Raw genomic sequence first — 22,229 nt, 5'->3', positions numbered from 1 at the left:
GCCAAAAGTTTTAGTTATGTGCATCGTGCTTGCACCGAAAAGCCAAAACGACCCGCCCATCCTCCTTCAATGAAGGAGCAGTGGAGCAAACTGAACAGCTGCTGAGCGCTCCTGCGAGCCTTGTGCACTCAGGCTTATCAGGCAGTTCAGCCACCCGACAGAAAAGCGTAGAGTCTCCTCTTAAGACAGCTTGGTGAAGCACTTGCACCAGTGTTGGTCAAAATGCGGTCTCAGTGTTGCATGCTAATGCCATTTGGTTGTGGGTATGTGAACATTAGCGCAGTTGCGCATTGATGTGTTCCAGCATCTTTTTGATTTGTATAAGGCGCTGGCGGTCGCTGGCAACCAAGATAGGTTGCTGCTGTGCTTGCTCGAGCGCCGCTTGTGCTTCTTTTAAGCGGTTGTGGTCCAAATATAGCAAGCCCAATTCAAAGTAGTGGCGCATTGTTTTGGGAGATAGCTCAATCGCCTTTTTTAAAGCCTTTTCCGCTTCGGCGAAACCTCCCTCAGGCAAACCGCCAAGAAAAACGTTGGCAACTTGCCGCTCAAACCAACCTACGCTGGCAAGTGAGCGATAAAATGAACCAAGGATTGAGTAAGCCACATCGTCTCTGGGATTCAGTGCAATCGCCTTATCTAAGGCTTGCTTGATTTCGGTGGCAAGTTGCACCTTTGCACCGCCGCCGTAATACATCGCAAGGTTGCCTAAGGCAGCCGCCAGCCATGTATAAGCCTCGCCCTTGTTGGGGTCGGCACGAATCGCACGCCGTGCATAATGCTCTGCCTTACGGTAAAAGTTTTCCTTCTCGGAAAAAGAGACCACATCACCTTGGCATACATAAACACGTGCCAGCCGCCAAAGCAGTTCCGCATTATCAGGCGATTTTTCTAAGAGCGATTCATAAATCGAGATAGCGCTGGGGTAATCAATTTTAAGAAATGCGGCGTCGCCAGCTGCAATGGACTGCAGGAGCGTAGTGTGCAAAATAAGTGAAGCCAAAAGGCTCATAGTGCAGAGTTTAATGGTCAAAGATAATGTGCTCACTACGGCTGCCTAAAACACACACTTCTTGCATAGCAAAATGCGGTGCATCTTTGTCAAGCAAAATAAGTGAAATTGTATGAGTTTTGTGTAACCGCCTGCTTATGCAAAGCATCGCTGCAGCCGAATAGGTCTCCCTATATTTGTGCTAAACACACAATGCCGCTTGCAAAGTATGGGTTCAAACTACGCACGCAGTTGCGTCCGGCTCTCCAATGCAATTTTTTATGCCTATCACGGGGTCGGCAAAGCAGAACATAAAGTTGGTGCGCGATACGAAGTGGACGCAGAGCTATACTTTGATTTTTCAGCCGCAGGGCAAACAGACTCCCTGAAAAAAACAGTAGACTACGAGCAAGTCTATGCAAAAATCTCTCGCGTCATTACCTCACGAAAATTCTACCTTATTGAAGCAGTCGCTAAAAAAATTGCCGATGAGCTGATGGAGGATTTCCCTATTTTGGAAGCCGTGCATATCAGAGTGCGAAAACGCAACCCGCCTGTAGGGGGCGTCTGCGATTTTGCCGAAGCGGATTACTTTACTGCACGCGCAAAGCCAGACAGCACATAGTTGGGTGATTTTCATCACTTTCAGGGCGACTGCCACTGTTTTGTTTGCTGCACTGCACAGACTTAACAGAAATTTAACACAAGCGCAACACTTCTTTAATGCAAATTTTGCGTTTGCTGAACTAAATTTGCGCCGACTTTATCTCGTCTTAACTTCTTCGCAACCAAATTCTTTGTAATAATGAAGCCAAGATACCTGACTGCGCTTTCATTAGCGACGCTCATAATATTCATGTTGCTCCAGAGTAGTGTATGGGCACAAGGTGTAACGACCTCGTCGATTATCGGGCTTGTTACGGATACGAAAGGCGAACCGCTGGTAGGAGCAACAGTGGTGGCGACTCACTTGCCATCGGGCACACGCTACGGCGCAATTACGCAAGCCGATGGGCGCTACACGATTCCGGGTATGCGAGTAGGCGGTCCATACCGAATCGTAGTGAGCTATGTCGGCTATAAGTCGCAGACCGTAGAAGATGTCTACCTGAGCTTGGGCTCTGCAGGCAATATAAGCGTGAAGCTGGCTGAAGAAGCCGCGACCACACAAGAAGTAACCGTAACTGCGGCACGCAGTGCGGCAATTAGCCCAGACCGCACAGGTGCAGTAACCAGTGTGCCGAAGGAAGCGATTACCACGCTACCGACCATTCGTCGCAACTTTACGGACTTTACGCGTCTGACGCCCCAAGCCAACGGAAACTCGTTTGCGGGTCAAGACGGACGCCTGAATAACATCACCGTTGATGGCTCCTACCTAAACAATAGTTTTGGTTTGGCAGATCTGCCAGGCGGCCGCGCAAATGTAGCGCCAATTAGCTTAGAGGCGGTTGAAGAAGTTGCAGTGTCGCTTGCACCTTACGATGTGCGGCAAGGACTGTTTGTCGGAGCAGGTATTAACCTTGTTACGCGCAGCGGCAACAATGAATTTCAAGGCTCAGCCTTTTTCAACCTGCGTAACCAAACCCTGCTAGGCAGAAAAGCTGCAGGCGTCGATGTCTCGGGCGCAACCAACGATTTTAGCAACCTGCAGGGCGGATTTCGCTTCAGCGGGCCCATCATTCAAGACAAGCTCTTCTTCTTTGCAGCTGTAGAAACCGAACAAAACTCGACGCCCTTTACGCTGCGTCCAAGGCAGCCCGGTGAAGTGCAAGGCGGCAATATCTCGCGCCCAACCTTCGGGCAGATGGACTCGCTTAGCCGATTCCTGCGCGAAAATTTCCGCTATGAAACAGGACCGTTCCAAGACTACACACAGCAACGGCCCAGCTCGCTCAATTGGCTGCTGAAGCTCAACTACAACATTGATGAAAACAATAAGCTCAGCCTTCGATACAATGCGCTGGACGCTCGTCAAGATGTGAATATCAGCAATAGCGCATCGCTGGGCTTTGGTAACCGCGTAGGCACCAATGCGCTAAGTTACCAGAACTCCAACTACATTCAATTTGACCGCATCCAGTCCGTTATTGCAGAGCTGAACTCCACTTTTGGCGGTAAGTTTTCCAACCAAATCATCGCGGGCTTTACGTACCAGAATGAAGACCGCGGCTCTCGCGGTACGCTCTTCCCGCTTGTAGAAATTCAGGAGGGTGGGACGACGCTTATCTCATTCGGCTTTGAACCATTTACGCCCAACAACCAGCTAAGCTATACCACTTGGCAATTTCAAGATAACTTCAGCTACTACGCTGGCGCGCATACGATTACGGCAGGTTTGAACTTAGTCTATTACAGCTTCCGCAATGTGTTCTTCCCTGGCTCGCAGAGCGTGTATGTGTATAACTCGCTGGCGGATTGGTACACCGACGCAAATGATTACCTGCGTAACCCGAACCGCACGACCTCACCTGTTACGCTGCGTCGCTTCCAATATCGCTATTCGGCACTGCCCGGCGGCGCTGAACCTGTGCAACCCACGCGTGCTTGGAATCCGGGCATTTATGTGCAAGATGAGTGGCAGGTGCTGAACAATCTGCGCATCACGGCAGGTGTGCGGGTCGATATCCCCTTCTTTGAAAATACCGCATACGAGAATCCACTCGTGCCCACGCTGGAGTTCCGTGATGGCGATGGAAACCGCATTGAATCGCGCACAGAACGCTTGCCACGTGCAACACCGCTCTTTTCGCCACGCTTGGGCTTCAACTGGAATGTATTGGAAGACAACAGCTTGCAAGTACGTGGTGGAACGGGCATCTTTACTGGGCAGCCAGCCTTCGTGTGGATTTCCAACCAAGTGGGTAACAACGGCGTGCTAACAGGTTTTGAAGAACTGAACAACACGCGCAATCGCCCATTTAACCCCGACCCAAATGCGTATCGCCCAGCAAACCCACAACTGCCGACTTCAATTGAGCTGGCAACCACTGACCCGAATTTCCGCTTCCCGCAAGTGTGGCGCACCAATCTCGGGATTGACTACCAACTGCCGCTGGGTATTGTGGCAACCTTTGATGGCATTTACACCAAGACACTTGCGGGCATTTCTTACATCAATGCTAACCTGCGTCCTGCAACGCGCCGCTTCTCTGGTCCTGACCAACGCTTGCGCTATGATGGCACGGCTGGAAATGCCAACCGCTTGAATGCGAATGTAACCAGCAATGTGGTGCTGCAAAACTCGGGCGAGGACTATGCTCTGTCGCTCACAGCACAGTTGCAAAAGGCATTTGGCGATAACTGGTTCGCCCTTCTTGCCTATACCTACACCGATGCACGCAACAACAACAATCCGGGTTCTATTGCGTTAGGCTCTTGGACAGGCAATCCTGTGGCAGACAATCCGAATAAGCCTGAGCTGGGCTTTTCATCGGCTGCGGTGCCACACCGCGTCATTGCAAGCGGCAGCTACCGCTTTGACTACGGTTTTGGAGCAACAACGATCTCACTCTTCTGGTCAGGGGCACCACAAGGTCGCTTCAGCTATGTCTACAGCGGTGATATGAACCAAGATGGGGTTGTCGGCAACGACCTTATCTTCGTGCCAAACCGTGCAAGTGACTTGCGCTTTGAGCAATTCACACAAGCAGGACGCACCTTCACGGTAGAAGAGCAGCAGCGCGCGTTTGATGCCTTTATCGACCAAGACGAGTACCTAAGGACCCGCCGCGGCCAGTACGCGGAACGCAATGGTGCACTTTTCCCATGGGTCTTCCGCGCAGACCTCAACATCATTCAGGACTTCTATCTTGAAGTTGCAGGTAAGCGCAACAATCTGCAGCTGCGTCTAGACATCTTCAATGTGGGTAACTTGCTCAACAGCGAATGGGGGGTCGGCTGGCAGCGTGTGGAGCCTTTCCCACTTAACTTCGTGAGAGTAGATCCAGATGGCGTGCCAGTGTATAGAATGCGGTTCGTGAATACGCCCACTGGTCCTGAACTGCTGCGCGAGTCTTTCACCCGCACAGCCAGCATCAGTGACCTCTGGTCAGCACAGTTTAGCATTCGCTACACTTTCAACTAAAAAGCCTGAAAGAGAGTAAGAGCAAGCCGCAGAAACCATAAAGGAAGGCGTCCTCCCCATCAGGACGCCTTTTTATTTGCCATTGCACTTATTTCCGTACTGCGTGGTCAGAGCGCTAAAAAATGTATTTTGAGGCAGAAACTAATTTAGAAACACTCAATCAATGAGCATACCATCTACGCTGGCTGAAGCCGATGTGGAGCAGCTTTTGGGCAAGCTATCGGCACTGCGGCAGGAGATTCAAAAGGTAATTGTCGGACAATACGAGGCAATAGAACAGTTGCTCACTGCATTTCTGGCTGGTGGTCATTGCCTTTTGGAAGGTGTTCCAGGGCTTGCCAAGACCCTAATGATTCGCACCTTAGCCGAAGCGGTTACCCTGCAATTTCGCCGCATTCAATTCACGCCTGATTTGATGCCCACAGACATTATCGGCACTGAAATTCTGGAAGAAGACCACACCACTGGCAAGCGCTTTTTCAAGTTCAATAGGGGACCGATTTTTGCAAACATTGTGCTCGCCGATGAAATTAACCGCACGCCGCCCAAAACTCAAGCCGCACTCCTCGAAGCGATGCAAGAATTTGCCGTCACGCAAGGCGGCATTACTTACCAACTCGATCGCCCTTTCTTTGTGCTGGCAACACAAAACCCGATTGAGCAGGCAGGCACATATCCTTTGCCTGAGGCTCAACTGGACCGCTTTCTGCTGTATGTCAAAATGGGTTACCCGACTGAAACAGAGGAAGTAGAAGTGCTAACGCGCACTACAGGTAGCCATAAAGTTCCTGTCTCGCCTGTCATAACGGCGCAAGAAATCCTTGATTTACAGCGTCTTGTGCGCGAAGTCGCAATCAGTGACGCATTGGTGCAATATGTGGCTAAGTTGATTCGTGCTTCACGTCCGACAAGTTCAGAAGTAACCTTTGTCAAAGAGTGGGTAAGCTGGGGCGCTGGACCGCGAGCTGGTCAAGCAATGATTCTAACGGCAAAAGCCCGAGCGTTGCTTCACGGGCGCTTTGCAGTGACGCTGGATGACCTGCGGGCGTTGGCATTACCCGTGCTGCGGCACCGCATCATTGTGAATTTCAAAGCTGAAGCTGAACAAATTACTGCAGACCTTGTAACAAAAGAGCTACTGGCAAAAGTGCCAGAGCCGAAAAGTCCACTGGCATAATCTCTAAGCGATGTAAGCCCGCATTATAGACGGACGCAACACCGAAGCCCAGCAAGTGAAAAAAAGCACAAGTACTGGGCGGCTGCAGAGCTTATCCTTTGACGCACACGACTTGTTTCAGTTCTGCAACAACTTCAACTAAATCGCTTTGTGCAGCCATCACCTCGTCAATGTTTTTGTATGCGCTGGGAATCTCATCTAAGACACCTGCATCTTTGCGACACTCTACGCCTGCAGTTTCGCGTGCCAAATCTGCAACAGTAAAATGTTTTTTAGCTTGGTTGCGCGAGAGTCGGCGGCCTGCACCGTGCGAACAGGACATATAGCTTTCCGCTACCCCTTTACCCCTCACGATATACGACTTTGCACCCATAGAACCCGGAATGATGCCGTAATCATCTTTGCGAGCGCGTACTGCACCTTTGCGCGTAACGATAACTTCTTCACCGTAATGCGTCTCAACCGCAGCGTAATTGTGATGACAGTTGACCGAAAGGGTTGGTTCAAAGGGCTCACCGTCGTTTAAGACCTTCGCAAGGATATGCGTTAGCGTCTTCATCATCAGCTCACGGTTTTTCATTGCGTAGGCTTGTGCCCACTGCAAATCATGCCAGTAGGACTCGAACTCTGGCGTGCCTGCGACAAAGTAAGCAAGGTCTTTATCAGGCAGTTCTGAGAGGCGATGAAGATGTTTAGCGGTTTCGATGTGGCGCGTGGCAAGTTCATTGCCAATGTTGCGAGAGCCAGAGTGCAACATCAGCCACACATTTTCATCCGTGTCGAGACAAACCTCAATGAAATGGTTGCCCCCGCCGAGCGTGCCAAGTTGAAGAGCTGCCTTTTTGCGTAAATCTTGCACCTTGGGGTGCAAGCGGTCAAACGATTTCCAGCCGCTCCAGCGAGCTGCTTCATCTAAGATGCTTTTATGCTGGTCAAACCCAACAGGAATTGCACGTTCAATTTCCAGACGAATATGGCGTAGCTTGCCGTCTAATTGCCCTGCCTTGAAAGGTGTTTGAACAGCTATCATACCGCAACCGATGTCCACGCCTACGGCAGCAGGAATCACGGCATCTTTTGTGGCAATCACAGAGCCAACCATGGCGCCTTTGCCTAAGTGTGCGTCAGGCATTAAGGCAATATGCCGAAACACACAGGGCAGCGAAGCCATATTTTTTAGCATCTTTTGTTCATCTGAATCCAACGCGTGGTTCACCCACGACAGGATAGGACTTTTGGTGCCAAGCGCTAACTTTTGGTAAGGCATACTGTACCATCCGTTTGTTTTCAGCAGAAGACAGCAAAAGAAAATTACGAGCATTAGCAAACACAGGTTTAGCCCAGAGAGTAGACGGGCAGAATGCGCTAAGTAAGCCCTCATAAGAGAGACAGTAGGCGAGAATGCCTAAGCCGAAATCGCTTAGCTAATCTGGGCAAGAATCTCAGGCGTGATAGTGTCCAATCCGTGCTTTTGTGCGTAAAGCTCCGCTTTCGTTTTTAGCTCACGGCTAAAAGAAATCTGCGAAATGAAGGGAGCCCGTCGAGTGCGTTCTGCCAGCATCTCACTGGCTTCCTTTGTCCAGATGAATTTCTTGTCAGGCTGCACAAACTCCGCACCTTGCTTGTGCGAAGGCAAGAACTGGAAGAGCACATCGTAAAGGATATTGACAATTTCTTGCACAAGATAGGTAGCACCTGAAAAGCCCATATACGGTGTGCCTAATGCGCGCCGCACGAACGGTCCCGGATACGCTGACTGAATGAAGTATGTCTTCGCATTCACTTCGGCGAGATACATCTTATCGACAATTCTGCCGAACATAATTTGCGGTGGTGCTTCGTGCAGGCGTCTTCGAATTTCAGTGTTATCCGCCTTGGCAGACTCTTCGGCAAAGACACATGTCATTCCTAATTCATCAGCCAGCAAAGTCTTTAAGCCTTTGGCGTAAGTGCGAGCAGCACACACAGCAAAATTCACAGTTGGAAACCACTCCGACTGTGGGCCGCGCCACAAGTCCCAAATCAGTTTCAGTGTGGTGTGCTTTTCTTGCTTAATGAAGCGCTCAGCTTGGTCAGAGGTGCCCAAGAGTTTGCCTAAATCACGGATAAATTGCTCAGTGGCATACAGCCCAAACGGTGCGTAAAGAATGGGGCGATTTAATTTCTCTGCAAGGCTTTTACCAAATTCCTCATACATGACCACAATCACATCACTATGCTTCAGTTCAGAAATGTCTGCAAGGCGCGATTCCATTGGGAAGACTTTCTTTACTGTGCCGCCTGCGCCTTGAATCAGACGCTTCACTTCAGCTAAATCTGACGGAGAGTTGAAGCACCCGTAGGTGGGACCGATAATGCTAACTGTGCCTTTTTCTACACTGGCAGGTTTGCCATCATCGTAGTTGTCAAAGCACCACGCTAACACACGGTCTCGCCCTTGCCACTCGTCCTCGAGCAAAGAGTTTGAGGGAAAAAACTTGATGTCAGGGTAATGTGCAGCGAGCATCTGTGTATGGTCAGCGCCTACCATTTCACTTTCTGCAGTGGACATGACAATCAGCGTTTTGCCTGTGCCACGCAATTTTTCAATCGTCTCTTTAGTGATGCTGGCAGTGCCGCTGGTAGAGATAGCCTTTTCAGTAAGGTCGGTGGGCGTAAAATTCCGCAGATATGGAATCGCATCGGTGTAGTCAATAACGGCAACGCCGACAAGATTGTAGCAGCCAATCGGTGCGTCCGCAATAATGTGCACATCAGGCAAAGCCCCCAGCGTATTGACAGCCGCCCAGTAAGAGCTGGTGGTCGATTCATCACGAATAATTTTCGGCATACTGCAAAAGTTGGAAATGTTGTTGAAAGCACTATCTTCAATGAAAAGATACGCCAGAGAAGAAAACTTTTCACAGCGATGGATACACTGACGCAACGCATTACATGGCGAGAATTTCTGGAAATGGACTTCCCCGAAGACCCCACTTACTACGAACTGATTGACGGAGAAATTGTGAAAAAAGCAGCTCCAGCACCAAAACACCAGATTGTCTCTGCAAACTTCTTTAGTGCGCTTAACCAGTTTGTGCGAGAGAAGGGCTTGGGAGTCGTGCTCTACGCTCCCGTTGATGTCTTTCTTGATGACTACAACTTGGTGCAGCCCGATGTGCTTTTTCTCTCCGATGCCAAGCGCTCGCTAATTACCAATGATGGCATTGTCGGTGCGCCAGACCTTGTGGCAGAGATTCTCTTGCCGACCACCGCCGTGCGCGACCGCACCAGCAAGCTCAAACTTTATGAGCGCGCAGGCATTGCCGAATACTGGCTAACTGATGCGCAGAACACAACAGTAGAAGTCTATCAGCTCACAGCAAAAGGCTATGAGCTTTACTCAGCAGCAGCTGTAGAAGGCACCGTCGCTTCCGCCCTCTTGCAAGGCTTCTTCGTAGAGCTTAAAGCCTTGTTTGGCTTCCTAATGTCTCACTCGAAGCGCACTTGTTCAGCAATCGCAAGACGCATAGCATAGCGCGCAGGAATCCAGCCCGAAAGCAGCGCGGTGCATATAACCAGTGCCGTAGCGGCAAGAATTGTATTGGTAGGCAAATGCACTTGAATCGTCCAGCCAAACGATTGCAAGTTGATGACGTAAATCAAAATCAGCGCCAGCACAAACCCACAAGCAATTCCCAACGCCGATGCCAAAATTCCCATCAGGAAGGCTTCTATCAAGGTGATGTTGCGCACTTGCTCAGCGCTGGCACCAATGGAACGCAAAACCCCGATTTCTCGCCGCCGCTCAAAAATGATAGCGGTTAGCGCACTAATCACCCCCATTGCGGCTACAGCCATGGCCACAAATTGCAGGGCGTAGGTGATAGCGAAAGTTTGGTCAAAGACATTTAGCACACGGGCGCGCAGACCCGAGTTGGAGTAGACCAAAATTGGCGCACGCTCTGCAAACGCTTCACGAATGCGCTGCACAATACGCTCAGCCTGCGAGGGGTTATGCAGGTAGACGCCGATGCTATTGATTTTTTCATCGCGCCAGAATTTTTCAAAATGCGGGCGATGCAAGGCAATTAGCCCCCTATCAGACGCATAGTCGTAATAGACACCAGCGATGCGAAACTTATGCACTCCCGTAGGTGAAACCAGCGTAAGCGAGTCGCCTTCCTTGTATCCAAATCGGTTGGAGAAGACCTCTGTAACCACAAGCGAATGCTCGTTTTCAACCACTTCCTTCAAAATTGCTTTGCCGTCGCCCTTGCGAAAAAGCAGTTGCGTGCACTTCAGGACGGTCTCAAAGTTTGGCGCACAAAGCACAGTGGGTTCGCCATTGAGTCGAATCGCTCGGGAAGAGAAAGCGTCAACTGCTTTGGTTTCAGGAAGCGCTGCCACATATTCTAAAACCTCCCGTGAAATCGGAGCCTGAGCCCCAACGCCAAATCGCTCAGCAGGCGCAATGAACACATCGGCTTTCAGTGTTTGCTCCACCCAGTAAATCACTGTTTGGCGAAAACTGCCGACCATCACGCTAATCCCGATAAGCATCGCCACTGCAACCATCAATGCGCTCACTGCAGTAGCCGCACGGTTCAATGAGTCGGCAAGGTTACTGGCAGCCAGCTTGCCTTCAATGCCGAAAATGCGATACGCTATGCGCTCAAAGAACGGGCGCGATAGTGCAATAAACTCTGGTGAAAGCAGCGCAAAGCCGAGAATAGCACAAATAGCCGATGCATAGCCAAAAATGGGTTTGCCACCTACGCTCGGCAACTGAGCAAGCACAATGCCCATCATCAGAAGCACGAGGCTGATGGCTAAAATGCGCTTGAGATTAAGTGTCGTGCGCTGCTCAAAAGCTTGAATGTGAAAGGTCTCTCGTGGGTGCACTTTGAAGACTTCCCACGCAGGAAAAAGTGCAGAGACAATAGAGGCCATCACCCCGACGCTGAATGCCGCAAGAAGCAGCGACGGTTCGACGCGCACAGCCGTTGCGGCGACATAGATGTAAAGGGCCGAAATGGTCTCAGCAATGCTTTGCAGGGTATAGTGAGCCAGCGCAATCCCAAGTGCAAGCCCAACTGCGCTGCCAAGAATGCCGATGAGTGCTGCTTCCAGCAGGAAGAGCGAAAAGACCTCCCATGCGCTAAGCCCCAAAGCACGCAAAATACCGATTTCACGGCGGCGGCGAATTGCGTTGGTTGTAATCGTGTTGTAGATGAGAAACATTGCCACCAGCAGGCTGATGAATGCCAATGCAGCTAAGTTCATTTCAAAAGCCGCCAGCATTTTGGCAACTTGCTCACCACGATTTTTCGCTGAAACTACTTCCACATCAGGCGGCAAGACTTCTGAGAGGTAGGCTTTGAGGCGTGCGCTTTCAGCCTCGCTGATGATTAAGTCAATCTTGTCAAGTTTGCCTTCCTTGCCAAAGAGACGCTGCGCTTGTTCAATATCCATCACGGCGAAGGAGTTTGCGACTTCACTCGTGGGTCTATCAGTTTTGAACACGCCGATAATCTTCACGGGCTTCAGCACGCCATTTGCCAAAAGCTCAAGAGTATCGCCCTTTTTTAGGTGGTTGCGTGCAGCAAATTGCTGCGAGACGATGAGCGTATTCGGCTCGAGCAAAAAGCGAAGAAAGGTATCGCTATCAGCGCCGTCAAGGTCTTCGTAGGTGCGGAAGGCACGGTCGGAGAAGATATCTATGCCCAGCACAATGAGCGTTTCGCTAATGCCCTTAGGGCGCGTCGTCTGTTCCGTAACAGGCGTAGCCGCTTTTAGAGCTGGCAGGCGGTCTTTTAGCGCAATAATCTGCCGAAAAACGCTCTGGGAAAATTCCGTGCCACTTTTGGACTGCACCTGCGCATTGGCTTTGCCATTGACTTGATCGATTGTGCTTTCAAATGACTTATATGCGGAATGATTCGAGAGGCGAATGGAGAGAAACACTGCAACGCCAACAGCAATGCCAAAAACAGAGAGCAGAAACTTGCCCCACTCGTTCCGAGCGTGGCGCAAACTGACTTGCCAGAAAATTTTAAGAAGCATCATATTATGCAACGACCTTTTCCCGCAGGACGCTGCCCTAACGCCAAGCTCTGAAAAGATGTTCCGAGTAAGGAAGTTTCACAGCAACGAGAGAGCGCGCTCACTTGCTTAGCTTTGTCTTAGGTTTTTCTTAGGTCTAGGCTAAGGGTGCGTTTCTATCTTCGCAGCCAAGAAAAGGGGGCATTGGTTCGCAACGTGCCTTACCCCCAGAGGCACTTGCACGAACAAGGGGGCGATGCCTCCTTTTCTTGTTCGAGAGTGGGAATTAGCGACCCAAGACATGGCGCATTGTCTCACCGATGTCCGCAGGGTTTTCCACAATGTGGATACCAGCTTTTCTCATTGCCTCGAATTTTTCGGCAGCTGTGCCTTTCCCACCTGAGACAATTGCGCCTGCGTGTCCCATTCGTCTGCCGGGCGGTGCAGTGCGTCCTGCAATGAAGCCGACAACAGGCTTTTTGTAATGACGCTTGATGTAAGCAGCCGCTTCTTCTTCGGCATTGCCGCCAATTTCACCAATAATGACCAGTGCTTCAGTGTCCCTATCTTTGGCAAACATCTTAACCGCATCAATAAAGCGCGTCCCGATAATTGGGTCGCCGCCAATGCCGATGCAAGTCGACTGCCCTAAACCAAGTTTCGTCAGTTGCGAGACAGATTCGTAAGTAAGGGTGCCGCTGCGAGAAATCACGCCAATGTGACCTTTCTTGAAAATAAAACCGGGCATAATACCTACCTTTGCTTCCTCTGGGGTAATCACGCCCGGGCAATTGGGGCCGACTAACACGGCGCCTTTTTCCTTGACAAACCAATATGCTTTCATCATATCGGCAGTGGGAATGCCTTCGGTGATACACACAATCAGCTCAATGCCCGCTTCAGCAGCTTCCATAATCGCATCAGCTGCAAAGGGTGCAGGCACATAGATGATAGAAGTGTTGACCTTCTGCGCTGCAACAGCCTCGCGCACCGTGTTGTAGACAGGCACTTCACGAATGAATCGATCTTTTTCATTGCCCGCATACATCATTCCACCTTTGCCCGGCGTAACGCCAGCCACGAGGTAATCCACCCCAAACTGTCTGCCATACTCCAGCATTTGCGAGGCATGAAAAGTGCCTTCATTACCAGTGATGCCTTGCACCACAAGTCGGGTTTCTCTGCTGACTAAGATGCTCATGGTTGGGTGTTTTTTAATTGATTGGGCACGGCACCGAAGGCTCAGGCAAGCGTCTCCAATGCGTGCGCCACTTGAAACAAGGTGGTTTCGGCAAAAAGATCTGCGACAAACTGTATGCCGACTGGCAAGCCCTGTGCCGTAAAACCAGCAGGCACACTGATAGCGGGCACGCCCGCTAAGTTCATCGGCACAGTGTAGATGTCAGCTAAATACATCTGCAAGGGGTCGCTCAATTTTTCGCCCAGCTTGAACGGTGGAAAAGGCGAAGTAGGCGAGACAATCACATCGACTTCCTTGAAGGCGTTGCGGTAGTCCTCTCGGATAAGGCGACGCACCTTCTGGGCTTTCTTGTAGTAAGCGTCGTAGTATCCAGCAGAGAGCACATATGTGCCGAGCATAATACGCCGCTTGACTTCCACGCCAAAGCCCTCACTACGGGAGCGCACATACATCTCGCTGACATCACTAGCATTTTCGCTGCGGTATCCGTAGCGTGCGCCATCATAGCGCGCTAAATTCGACGAAGCCTCAGCCGTGGCAAGAATGTAGTAAGCTGCAAGCGCATACTCCGAGTAAGGCAATGAAATATCAACTAAGGTCGCACCCTTCTCAACCAGTTTGTCTAAGGCAGCTCTAATTATCCCCGCAACTTCTTTGTCTAAGGCATCTGTAAAGAACTCCTTAGGGACACCAATTTTTAAGCCCCTAAGCTCTAAGCCTTTCACACGAGGCGCCAATTCCGCAATTCGGGAAATGGTATCACCAAATTTCATCTCGCCAGCATAGTGCGGCACGGGCTGATTAGAAGAAGTCGCATCTTTAGGGTCTTCGCCTGCAATGACCTCTAAGACCAGTGCGGCATCTTCCACCGTCCTTGAAAAAACGCCAATCTGGTCGAATGATGAAGCAAATGCAACCAAGCCATAGCGCGAAACCCTGCCATATGTCGGCTTAATGCCCACCACGTTGCAGAACGAAGCGGGCTGACGCACAGAGCCGCCAGTGTCAGAACCTAATGCAACCAGTGCGCACTCTGCAGCAACTGCTGCGGCAGAGCCACCTGAACTGCCGCCAGTTACATATTCAGGGTTGATGGGGTTTTTTGCGGCGCCAAAGTAGGAGTTTTCATTCGAGCTGCCCATCGCAAACTCGTCCAAGTTGGTCTTGCCTAAGATGATGGCATCCTCAGAAAGCAGTCGCTCGACGGCAGTGGCATGGTAAATGCTGACAAAGTTAGAGAGAATTTTGGAGGCGCAAGTGAGCCGTTCATTGGCAACTGCGATGTTGTCCTTAATGGCAATAGGCAGACCAAATAGCTTACCGACGCTGGCACCAGAGCTGAGTTTTTCATCCAGCGCTCTGGCTCGCTCAAGCGCTTGGTCCTTGAAGACCGAGATAAAAGCATTGAGATGCGCTTGCTGTTCAATCTGCGCAAGATATTGCTGCACAACCTGCTTGCAGCTTGTTGCTCCAGCCAGCAGCTTTTCACGGAGCGTGCGATAAGATGAATAGAGCTTGGACACCACGCAAAGTGTTTAATTAGGCAGCGCAAAGCCGAAATTGACTCAGCCTCTTTGTGCGCCGAAAAACAAGGTGGTTTTCTCAAAAATACGGAAGCGGGAAATTTTTTGCAGCCTATTTTTGCGCAGAGTAGGTAAAAAAGGAGCCAGCGGGCTGCTGGCTCCTCTGATGTATTGAGACAAGGCTACTCGCCGATATACTCTTTCAGCACATTTGCATAGGGTGAATGGCGCAGACGGCGAATGGCTTTTTCCTTGATTTGACGCACGCGCTCACGTGTCAGCTTGAACTTTTCGCCGATTTCTTCCAGCGTCAGGGGGTTCTCCATTCCGATACCGAAGTAGGAGCGAATAACATCGGCTTCACGAGGCGAGAGTGCCGAAAGCGAGCGCTCCACTTCAATAGAAAGTGATTCCCGAATGAGTGCGTGGTCAGGGCGATGCGAGTCATTTTGCAGCACGTCGAGCAGGCGATTGTCGTCGCCCTGTGCAAACGGTGCATCGACCGAGATATGTCGCCCAGCAATCTTCAGCGTGTCGGTAATTTCGCCCGCATTCATATCCAGAATCTGCGCCAGTTCTTCGGTGCTGGGGTCACGTTCAAATTCTTGCTCCAGCTGGCTAAATGCCTTGCCGATTTTGTTGAGAGTGCCTACGCGGTTCAGCGGTAGGCGTACAATGCGTGACTGCTCGGCTAAGGCTTGCAGGATAGATTGACGAATCCACCACACCGCATATGAGATGAATTTGAACCCACGAGTTTCATCGAAGCGCTTTGCAGCCTTGATGAGACCGAGGTTACCTTCATTGATAAGGTCGCCCAGCGACAGACCTTGATTTTGATACTGCTTTGCAACCGACACCACAAAGCGCAAGTTCGCCTTGATAAGCTTTTCTAAGGCGCGCCGAGCTTCCTTATACTCCTTGGAGTCCACAGGCTTCCCCTCGCCACGCTTGATTTTCCGTGTTAGCTCAATCTCATCTTGTGCCGTGAGAAGCTCGAACTTTCCAATTTCTTGGAGATATCGGTCTAGCGAGGCGCTCTCGCGATTTGTAATCTGTCGGCTAATTTTGAGTTGTCGCATATCGCTTTACGCTGTCTTTATGTTGCGTTAAAGTTCAGTGACGCTCCTCTTTTTGGCTTCTTATAGCGAAAGAAGCTGAACTGGGGTTTACTCTGGCAAAGCATCGCTTGAAAACGCAATTTGCTGTCAATTCATTCCCCACGCTAAAAAATTTTCACGACATTACCACCCGATGCTTGGGCATGCTCTAAGGCTTTCTTTGCATTCTCAACAAGTGATTCTAAGTCAGGTTGGCTTTCGCGCAGACGAGCAATACCGATGCTAACTGTGGCAAGAATGGTTCGCAATTTGTTATCCGTCTCAAACGGAAAGTTCAGAACCTGTTCTCGAATTTTCTCAGCCCAACCACGTGCATGAATTTCAGAGATGCCAGTTAAGCAAACGGCAAAACCTAACTCCCCGAAGCGTGCGACAAGGTCGTAACTGCGCGTGTTAGCGGCAATAAGCCGTGCTGCCTGACGCATCATCATTGAAAGCGCAGTTGAACCGTGCCGCTGTCGGAGCACTTCGGGCTGATCGAATGCAATGAGAATCAACACAAGCTCCTGCTGCTGGCGCAAACAGCGGTTGATGTCTGCGCTGAGCCGGGCGTAAAAGGTGCGGAGCGAAAGGGTGCCTGTCTCCTCGTCAAGTGGCATGGTGGAGCGGCGCTGGTCGTCAAGTAGAAGACGGTGTAAGGCTAATGCTAGCGACTCTACGAAGAAGCGCGCCTTCTTGAAACTTTCCGTGTCAAAAAAGCGAGGTTGCTCATGCCCAATGGTCAGAACGCCAGCCGTGAGCTCGCCCAAGCGAATCGGCAAAATGAGCATAGAGCCGCTGGGCGGTGCTGAAGCACTGCCCGAAGTAGCAGGGTTTTTGTTTTCGCCAACAAAAAAGCAGGGTGTGTCCCCAAGCTGAGCAAGGTCATCTATCGCACCATATTCTCCTTTCATCACCGCATGTCCAACGGCAGAACGCTCAAGATCAATCACGCTACCTTCGCTAATGTAGGCGCCTTTGCTGATAACCTTTCGCACGACCAATTCTGCCTTCCGGTTCAGTAGTGCCAGCACTAGATGGTCGAACTCTATCGCTTGAGAAAGGCTGTCGCAAAAATGCTGAATAATGTCGTCAAGCTCCAGCGTTTTGTATAGACGATGTATCAAAGCCTGTGCACCCTCGGCGAAACGCATCGTGTCAATGTAGAGAGACTTCAGGTCATACTTCTCAATGAAGGCAGAACAGAGTTTGCCGAATCGACTCAGCAGCCACACATCGTCGTGTCCAAATGCTCCTTTGGCGAGGCTATCCGCAAAAAGCACGGCAAGAATTTCATCGCGGTAGAAAATCGGCACGCCCATAAACGCCTTGATGCCATTGGGGGCAATGTAGTAGGTAATAAGGTTTGGCTCATCAGCGGCACTAATTTCGGTGTAAAGCTGCGCTTTTTGTGCAATGAAAACTTGCGTGACGGCATCGCTGCGAAAGGGCAGAGACTTTTCTTGCGTAAAATCTGCCGAGTCTGTCTGCACCGCTGAGATGACAAATTTCCTTTTTGCTTTGTTAGCCCAACAAAATGCGACCGTGCGCGCTTGAACAGACTCCTTGACGATGGCTAAAATTTCTGCAATGGCTGCACCAATTTCTTCGTTTAGTGAGCGATGCGGAGGGGGTTGGGACGGCAAAATGTGGTCAGGAAAGCTCTCCAGTTCTACTTTGACGGTCTTGCTTGCTAATTCGGGTTTATACTTTCGAACATTAATAACCCCTGCGCCCGCATCAAAAGATGAACTTGGAGTGTCTTGTGGATTCAACTTTTTCGCCTGTGTTTGAAAAGATTAAAAGGTAAATTTTTCAAAGATACACCAAAAATTAGGCTTGCTAAAGATAGCCTCAGCTGACTAGCCAGTGTGAAGCGCTCTATAATTACTGCGTGCTAACCGCTTTCGCCGATGCAGAGGTGAGTGCAATTTTCGTTTCTCTCTTTCATCGCTTATATTTGCCGCTCTTTTTGTTGGATAAGCCACGCACATAAGGCTATGCACAAAGGCGAGTCGCTGGTGAAAATAAAAGTGTCTCATCTCACGCAAGGGGTGCATCAATATCGATTTCACTTGCAGGCGAAAGATTTTCAAAGCGTGGCGGTAAGTGAGACGATGTTTCCGCGCCCTGTGGAGGTGAGGGTTACGCTCCGAAAGGGGCTGTCGGAGATGGCGGTGGCAATTGAGCTGGAGACAGTTGCGACGTTTGAGTGCGACCGTTGCCTTGCAGCGATTGAGAAGCGCATCACTGGCATGTATCGCATTTTCTACACCCAAAGTGGAACTCGTGTAGCAGAAGAGCTGGAGCAAGATGAAGTGCGCTGGCTGGGTAAGAACGATTTTGAGATTGACCTGACTGATGATGTGCGCGACACGCTGGTGCTTGCCGTGCCAATGAAAAACGTCTGCGAGCCAACTTGCCAGCATCTATGGTTTCGTGATTCGACCACCAAGACAGAGCCAGAGGAAACCGAGTGGCAGCGCGCACTAAGCCAGCTAAGTCAGAAGCTAAGACGCTCTAACTCGTAGAAACTTTTGAAGTTGAAATGAGCAAAACCACCTAATTATGCCAAACCCGAAACGCAGAATGTCAAGCTCGCGCACGGCAAAGCGCCGAGCGCAGTTTAATGCACGCACCAAACCTGCGACGATGATAACTTGCCCAAACTGCGGTGCAACTACCATTATGCATCGCGCTTGTTACAACTGCGGTTACTATCGCGGGCGCATTCTCTTCAAAAAGAACGAACAAGCCGCTCAGTAAGACGCACACTGGCAGCCAGAGGTTATGAAAGCTGCAATCACTGCAACGGCAAAGTATTTGCCGCCCGATGTGCTCACAAACCACGATTTCGAGAAAATGCTCGACACCAGCGACGAGTGGATTCGCACACGGACGGGTATTTGTGAGCGGCGCATTCTAAGGGACAAGACCAAAGCAACTGCCTTTATGTGCGCCGAAACCGCAAAGGAGATTTTGAGAAAGCGCCAGCTCGATGCAGCCGAAATAGACTTGATTGTAGTGGCCACAATTTCGCCTGATATGTTCTTCCCTTCTACTGCCTGCCTTGTACAGGATATGATTGGCGCAAAACGAGCGTGGGGGTTCGACCTCTCTGCTGCATGCTCAGGCTTCCTGTATGCCCTTGTGGTGGGTGCACAGTTTATTGAAACGGGTATGCACAAAAAGGTCTTGGTCTTGGGCGGCGATAAAATGTCATCAATCGTGGATTACACCGACCGTAACACTGCCGTTCTATTTGGCGATGGTGCAGGGGGGGTGTTGCTTGAGCCAGCCAGAGATGGCTACGGCATTTTGGATGCGAGGCTTTATGCCGATGGCACCGCTGGCAAAGATCACCTCTATATGCCTGGCGGCGGCAGCCTTAACCCGCCAACCCACGAGACAGTGGCAAAGAAAATGCACTACGTCGTGCAGGATGGCAGAACGGTCTTCAAGTCGGCAGTAATTGGAATGGCAGAGGTTGCCGTCGAGATGATGCAGCGTAACCGCTTGGGTAGCGAGGACGTGGACTATCTTGTGCCGCATCAAGCCAATTTACGCATCATCACAGCGACGGCGGAGCGGATGGGAATCGGAATGGAAAAAGTCATGGTCAACATTGACCGATACGGCAATACAACCGCAGGCACACTGCCCATCTGCCTTGCGGAGCTGGACGAGCAGAAAAAGCTAAGAGACGGTGCGAACCTCATTTTGGTGAGCTACGGTGCGGGTTACACTTGGGGAGGCGTGTATGTCAGGTGGCAGTTGTGATTTAGCGCACAATTTGCTAAACTTGCTGCTATAAGTCTTTTCCCAGAGTGTTCTTTGAAAATCCCCGCTGTTCTTTGGATGACGGAATGAAACTGTCCCGAATGGTTAGGAAGCTCAACGATGACCAGGCGTGGGGCAATTGCCCGCTAACCTTAGCGCCGCAGGAGCACTGCACTATGAATTTTATTTTGTTTAACTGCTGGCAGCGTTTTTCAAACCAAAACAAACACAAAACCTCTCTTGCGCTGCTAGCTAAAAACAAATAAAATTATGAAGATGACTGCTCTTGTTTTTCCAGGACAAGGCTCACAGTATGTGGGCATGGCAAAGTCACTCTGTGAGCGCTATCCAGAGTGCGCCGAGCTGGCTGAAGAAGCCAATCAGATACTCGGCTATTCCCTCACAGACATTATGTTCGATGGCGATGAAAGTTTGCTCCGCCAAACCCGCCACACGCAACCCGCCATCTTTCTCCACAGCTATCTGCTCTTTCGGTTTCTTGAAGGCTACGATGTTGCAATGACAGCTGGACATAGCCTCGGGGAATACACGGCACTTTGCTATGCCGGAGCCCTGTCATTTGAAGATGCGCTACGCTTGGTGGCAAAGCGCGGTGAACTGATGCAACAAGCAGGGGAACGCATACCCGGGACAATGGCAGCAGTCATCGGGCTTCCAGAAAAGAAGTTACTGACGGTGCTAGAACAAGCCTCGGCACACGGTATCATTCAAGCAGCCAATTTTAATTCGCCCGGTCAGGTTGTGCTTTCGGGTGAGGTGCCAGCGATCAAAGCGGCTATCCAAATTGCCAAAGCCAGCGGTGCGAAATTAGCCAAAGAACTAAGCGTGTCAGGTGCATTTCACTCGCCGCTAATGAAGCCAGCCAAAGAGGAATTGGCGCGCGCCCTGAACGAGGTAGAAATTCGTGATGCACGCATTCCGGTTTGTATGAATGTCGATGCCACGCTAACCACAAATGCTGACGAAATTCGCGAAAAGCTCATTCGACAGCTGACCAACTCTGTGCTCTGGGAGCAATCAATCAAGGAGATGATTGCACACGGCGTAACCGAGTTTATTGAGGTCGGACCGCAGCGTGTCTTGCAAGGTCTAATTAAACGCATTGAACCCGCAGTGAGTGTCTATGGTATTGACACGCTGCAAGATGTTGAAAAGCTCTGCGAGCTCTCTGGTGTGGAGCGAGCGGCATAACACTTCGGGCAATGGAAATTTCACTAAGCGGGCAAGTTGCACTGGTTACGGGCGGCACACGCGGTATCGGCAGGGCAATTTGCCTGCGCCTTGCTGAGGCAGGCGCAGCTATCGCTTTTACCTACAAGTCGTCGGTCGATAAAGCCGAATCGCTCAAGGCTGAACTGATGGAGATGGGGCGCCCAGCCCTTGCAATTCAAGCCAGTGCAGAAAGTTATCAAGCGGCAGAGGAGGCAGTCTTGCAAACCCAGCAAACCTTAGGCGGCTTGCATATTCTGGTCAATAATGCAGGTATCACACGAGATACGCTCCTGATGCGAATGAGCGAGACACAATGGGACGAGGTGATTGCAAGTAACCTTAAAAGCGTCTTTAACTACACAAAGGCTGCTCTCAGACCCATGCTAGCGCAACGCAGTGGGCGCATTGTGAGCATCACATCGGTTGTGGGGCTAACGGGCAATGCAGGACAAGCCAATTATGCTGCATCGAAGGCAGGAATTATCGGCTTTACGAAAGCGGTCGCTAAGGAAATTGCATCGCGTAATGTGTTGGTAAATGCCGTAGCGCCCGGATTCATTGACACTGAAATGACAGGTGCACTCTCTGAAGAGCAGCGCAAAAGCATGGAGGCGGCAATTCCAATGAAGCGCACAGGGTCTGCAAAAGAAGTAGCCGATGTGGTGCTGTTTCTCTGCAGCCCACTAGCAAGTTACATTACTGGGGAGACGCTGCGTGTCGATGGAGGACTGGCAATGTGAGTTTGTCAGAGGCGCGGTCGAGTTGTATATTCGCCCCGTTTATTTTGCGACAAAAGAGCGTTTTTCAAAAACTGTTCATCAATTTTCTCAATCAACCCTTTTTTCGGAGGCACAAATGACCGTCGATGAAGTAAGAGAGAAAGTCTATAACATCATCGTGTCAAAAATGGGCGTCAGCCGTGACCAGATTCGAGACGATGCTAAGTTTACAGACGACCTGGGCGCCGACTCGCTGGATAATGTCGAGCTGGTTATGGAGTTTGAAAACCAATTCGGCATTCAGATTCCAGACGAAGATGCCCAGAATATCTCGACTGTCAAGAATGCGATTGACTACATTATGCAGAAGAAAAAGTAGCGGAACGGCTGACACATC

At 50.5% G+C, this 22,229-nt stretch carries 18 protein-coding genes; 10 read left to right on the top strand and 8 right to left on the bottom strand.

The window, feature by feature from the left end:
• Nucleotides 1–274 precede the first annotated feature (274 nt).
• On the bottom strand, nt 275–1,009 hold the full coding sequence (locus tag NZM05_10275; protein MCS7014000.1) for a tetratricopeptide repeat protein: 735 nt from the start codon (nt 1,007–1,009) through the stop codon (nt 275–277).
• 208 nt (nt 1,010–1,217) lie between these two features.
• On the opposite strand from NZM05_10275, the gene folB reads away from it, so the two are divergent.
• The 3 genes from folB (at nt 1,218) to NZM05_10260 (ending at nt 6,252) form a co-directional block, all read left to right on the top strand.
• Nucleotides 1,218–1,613 (top strand): dihydroneopterin aldolase, encoded by a 396-nt coding sequence (folB, locus tag NZM05_10270; protein MCS7013999.1) that lies wholly within the window; start codon nt 1,218–1,220, stop codon nt 1,611–1,613.
• A 180-nt stretch (nt 1,614–1,793) separates the two neighbouring features.
• Nucleotides 1,794–5,075: a carboxypeptidase regulatory-like domain-containing protein gene (locus NZM05_10265; GenBank protein MCS7013998.1), complete on the top strand. Its 3,282-nt coding sequence runs from the start codon at nt 1,794–1,796 to the stop codon at nt 5,073–5,075.
• A 163-nt stretch (nt 5,076–5,238) separates the two neighbouring features.
• On the top strand, nt 5,239–6,252 hold the full coding sequence (locus NZM05_10260; protein MCS7013997.1) for a MoxR family ATPase: 1,014 nt from the start codon (nt 5,239–5,241) through the stop codon (nt 6,250–6,252).
• Between the two features lie 91 nt (nt 6,253–6,343).
• Here the strand turns inward: NZM05_10260 and NZM05_10255 are convergent, their stop codons facing one another.
• Nucleotides 6,344–7,519 (bottom strand): RtcB family protein, encoded by a 1,176-nt coding sequence (locus NZM05_10255; GenBank protein ID MCS7013996.1) that lies wholly within the window; start codon nt 7,517–7,519, stop codon nt 6,344–6,346.
• A 153-nt stretch (nt 7,520–7,672) separates the two neighbouring features.
• The gene (bchZ, locus tag NZM05_10250; GenBank protein ID MCS7013995.1) at nt 7,673–9,082 is read right to left on the bottom strand and encodes a chlorophyllide a reductase subunit Z; all 1,410 of its coding nucleotides are present in this window, start codon (nt 9,080–9,082) and stop codon (nt 7,673–7,675) included.
• Between the two features lie 78 nt (nt 9,083–9,160).
• Between bchZ and NZM05_10245 the strand changes: the two genes are divergently transcribed.
• Nucleotides 9,161–9,769, top strand: a complete 609-nt coding sequence (locus NZM05_10245) for a Uma2 family endonuclease (protein MCS7013994.1) — start codon at nt 9,161–9,163, stop codon at nt 9,767–9,769.
• Here NZM05_10245 and NZM05_10240 read toward each other — a convergent pair.
• The 5 genes from NZM05_10240 to NZM05_10220 all read right to left on the bottom strand — a co-directional run bounded on the left by NZM05_10240 (nt 9,724) and on the right by NZM05_10220 (nt 17,875).
• Nucleotides 9,724–12,300, bottom strand: a complete 2,577-nt coding sequence (locus tag NZM05_10240; GenBank protein ID MCS7013993.1) for an FtsX-like permease family protein — start codon at nt 12,298–12,300, stop codon at nt 9,724–9,726. The two genes, NZM05_10245 and NZM05_10240, sit on opposite strands and share 46 nt — an antisense overlap.
• 262 nt (nt 12,301–12,562) lie before the next feature.
• The gene (sucD, locus tag NZM05_10235) at nt 12,563–13,477 is read right to left on the bottom strand and encodes a succinate--CoA ligase subunit alpha (GenBank protein ID MCS7013992.1); all 915 of its coding nucleotides are present in this window, start codon (nt 13,475–13,477) and stop codon (nt 12,563–12,565) included.
• A 41-nt stretch (nt 13,478–13,518) separates the two neighbouring features.
• A complete protein-coding gene (gatA, locus tag NZM05_10230) occupies nt 13,519–15,003 on the bottom strand; it encodes an Asp-tRNA(Asn)/Glu-tRNA(Gln) amidotransferase subunit GatA (protein MCS7013991.1) in 1,485 nt (494 codons plus the stop codon).
• 179 nt (nt 15,004–15,182) lie between these two features.
• Nucleotides 15,183–16,082: a sigma-70 family RNA polymerase sigma factor gene (locus NZM05_10225; GenBank protein ID MCS7013990.1), complete on the bottom strand. Its 900-nt coding sequence runs from the start codon at nt 16,080–16,082 to the stop codon at nt 15,183–15,185.
• 143 nt (nt 16,083–16,225) lie between these two features.
• The gene (locus NZM05_10220; GenBank protein MCS7013989.1) at nt 16,226–17,875 is read right to left on the bottom strand and encodes a diguanylate cyclase; all 1,650 of its coding nucleotides are present in this window, start codon (nt 17,873–17,875) and stop codon (nt 16,226–16,228) included.
• A 225-nt stretch (nt 17,876–18,100) separates the two neighbouring features.
• On the opposite strand from NZM05_10220, the gene NZM05_10215 reads away from it, so the two are divergent.
• The 6 genes from NZM05_10215 (at nt 18,101) to NZM05_10190 (ending at nt 22,211) form a co-directional block, all read left to right on the top strand.
• Entirely contained in the window at nt 18,101–18,631 is a 531-nt protein-coding gene (locus tag NZM05_10215; protein MCS7013988.1) for a DUF177 domain-containing protein, read from the top strand.
• Between the two features lie 37 nt (nt 18,632–18,668).
• Nucleotides 18,669–18,866 (top strand): 50S ribosomal protein L32, encoded by a 198-nt coding sequence (gene rpmF / locus NZM05_10210; GenBank protein ID MCS7013987.1) that lies wholly within the window; start codon nt 18,669–18,671, stop codon nt 18,864–18,866.
• A 24-nt stretch (nt 18,867–18,890) separates the two neighbouring features.
• Nucleotides 18,891–19,880 carry a ketoacyl-ACP synthase III gene (locus tag NZM05_10205; GenBank protein MCS7013986.1) on the top strand — a complete coding sequence of 330 codons (990 nt, stop codon included), beginning with the start codon at nt 18,891–18,893 and terminating at the stop codon, nt 19,878–19,880.
• Between the two features lie 276 nt (nt 19,881–20,156).
• Entirely contained in the window at nt 20,157–21,092 is a 936-nt protein-coding gene (fabD, locus tag NZM05_10200; protein ID MCS7013985.1) for an ACP S-malonyltransferase, read from the top strand.
• 11 nt (nt 21,093–21,103) lie between these two features.
• Nucleotides 21,104–21,853 carry a 3-oxoacyl-[acyl-carrier-protein] reductase gene (gene fabG, locus NZM05_10195; GenBank protein MCS7013984.1) on the top strand — a complete coding sequence of 250 codons (750 nt, stop codon included), beginning with the start codon at nt 21,104–21,106 and terminating at the stop codon, nt 21,851–21,853.
• 115 nt (nt 21,854–21,968) lie between these two features.
• A complete protein-coding gene (locus NZM05_10190) occupies nt 21,969–22,211 on the top strand; it encodes an acyl carrier protein (protein ID MCS7013983.1) in 243 nt (80 codons plus the stop codon).
• Nucleotides 22,212–22,229 lie beyond the last annotated feature (18 nt).

It is taken from the genome of Chloroherpetonaceae bacterium (genome assembly GCA_025056565.1).
Taxonomy (GTDB): domain Bacteria; phylum Bacteroidota; class Chlorobiia; order Chlorobiales; family Thermochlorobacteraceae; genus Thermochlorobacter.
This window is presented reverse-complemented; position numbering and strand designations above follow the sequence as displayed.

What these genes read in the sequence shown, in the direction of transcription:
- NZM05_10265 (MCS7013998.1), top strand. Translation starts at nt 1,794, where the DNA reads ATGAAGCCAAGATACCTGACTGCGCTTTCATTAGCGACGCTCATAATA.
- fabD (MCS7013985.1), top strand. Translation starts at nt 20,157, where the DNA reads ATGACTGCTCTTGTTTTTCCAGGACAAGGCTCACAGTATGTGGGCATG.
- fabG (MCS7013984.1), top strand. Translation starts at nt 21,104, where the DNA reads ATGGAAATTTCACTAAGCGGGCAAGTTGCACTGGTTACGGGCGGCACA.
- NZM05_10205 (MCS7013986.1), top strand. Translation starts at nt 18,891, where the DNA reads ATGAAAGCTGCAATCACTGCAACGGCAAAGTATTTGCCGCCCGATGTG.
- NZM05_10260 (MCS7013997.1), top strand. Translation starts at nt 5,239, where the DNA reads ATGAGCATACCATCTACGCTGGCTGAAGCCGATGTGGAGCAGCTTTTG.
- NZM05_10245 (MCS7013994.1), top strand. Translation starts at nt 9,161, where the DNA reads ATGGATACACTGACGCAACGCATTACATGGCGAGAATTTCTGGAAATG.
- NZM05_10190 (MCS7013983.1), top strand. Translation starts at nt 21,969, where the DNA reads ATGACCGTCGATGAAGTAAGAGAGAAAGTCTATAACATCATCGTGTCA.
- NZM05_10255 (MCS7013996.1), bottom strand. Translation starts at nt 7,519, where the DNA reads ATGCCTTACCAAAAGTTAGCGCTTGGCACCAAAAGTCCTATCCTGTCG.
- sucD (MCS7013992.1), bottom strand. Translation starts at nt 13,477, where the DNA reads ATGAGCATCTTAGTCAGCAGAGAAACCCGACTTGTGGTGCAAGGCATC.
- rpmF (MCS7013987.1), top strand. Translation starts at nt 18,669, where the DNA reads ATGCCAAACCCGAAACGCAGAATGTCAAGCTCGCGCACGGCAAAGCGC.
- NZM05_10240 (MCS7013993.1), bottom strand. Translation starts at nt 12,300, where the DNA reads ATGATGCTTCTTAAAATTTTCTGGCAAGTCAGTTTGCGCCACGCTCGG.
- NZM05_10275 (MCS7014000.1), bottom strand. Translation starts at nt 1,009, where the DNA reads ATGAGCCTTTTGGCTTCACTTATTTTGCACACTACGCTCCTGCAGTCC.
- bchZ (MCS7013995.1), bottom strand. Translation starts at nt 9,082, where the DNA reads ATGCCGAAAATTATTCGTGATGAATCGACCACCAGCTCTTACTGGGCG.
- folB (MCS7013999.1), top strand. Translation starts at nt 1,218, where the DNA reads ATGGGTTCAAACTACGCACGCAGTTGCGTCCGGCTCTCCAATGCAATT.
- NZM05_10215 (MCS7013988.1), top strand. Translation starts at nt 18,101, where the DNA reads ATGCACAAAGGCGAGTCGCTGGTGAAAATAAAAGTGTCTCATCTCACG.
- NZM05_10225 (MCS7013990.1), bottom strand. Translation starts at nt 16,082, where the DNA reads ATGCGACAACTCAAAATTAGCCGACAGATTACAAATCGCGAGAGCGCC.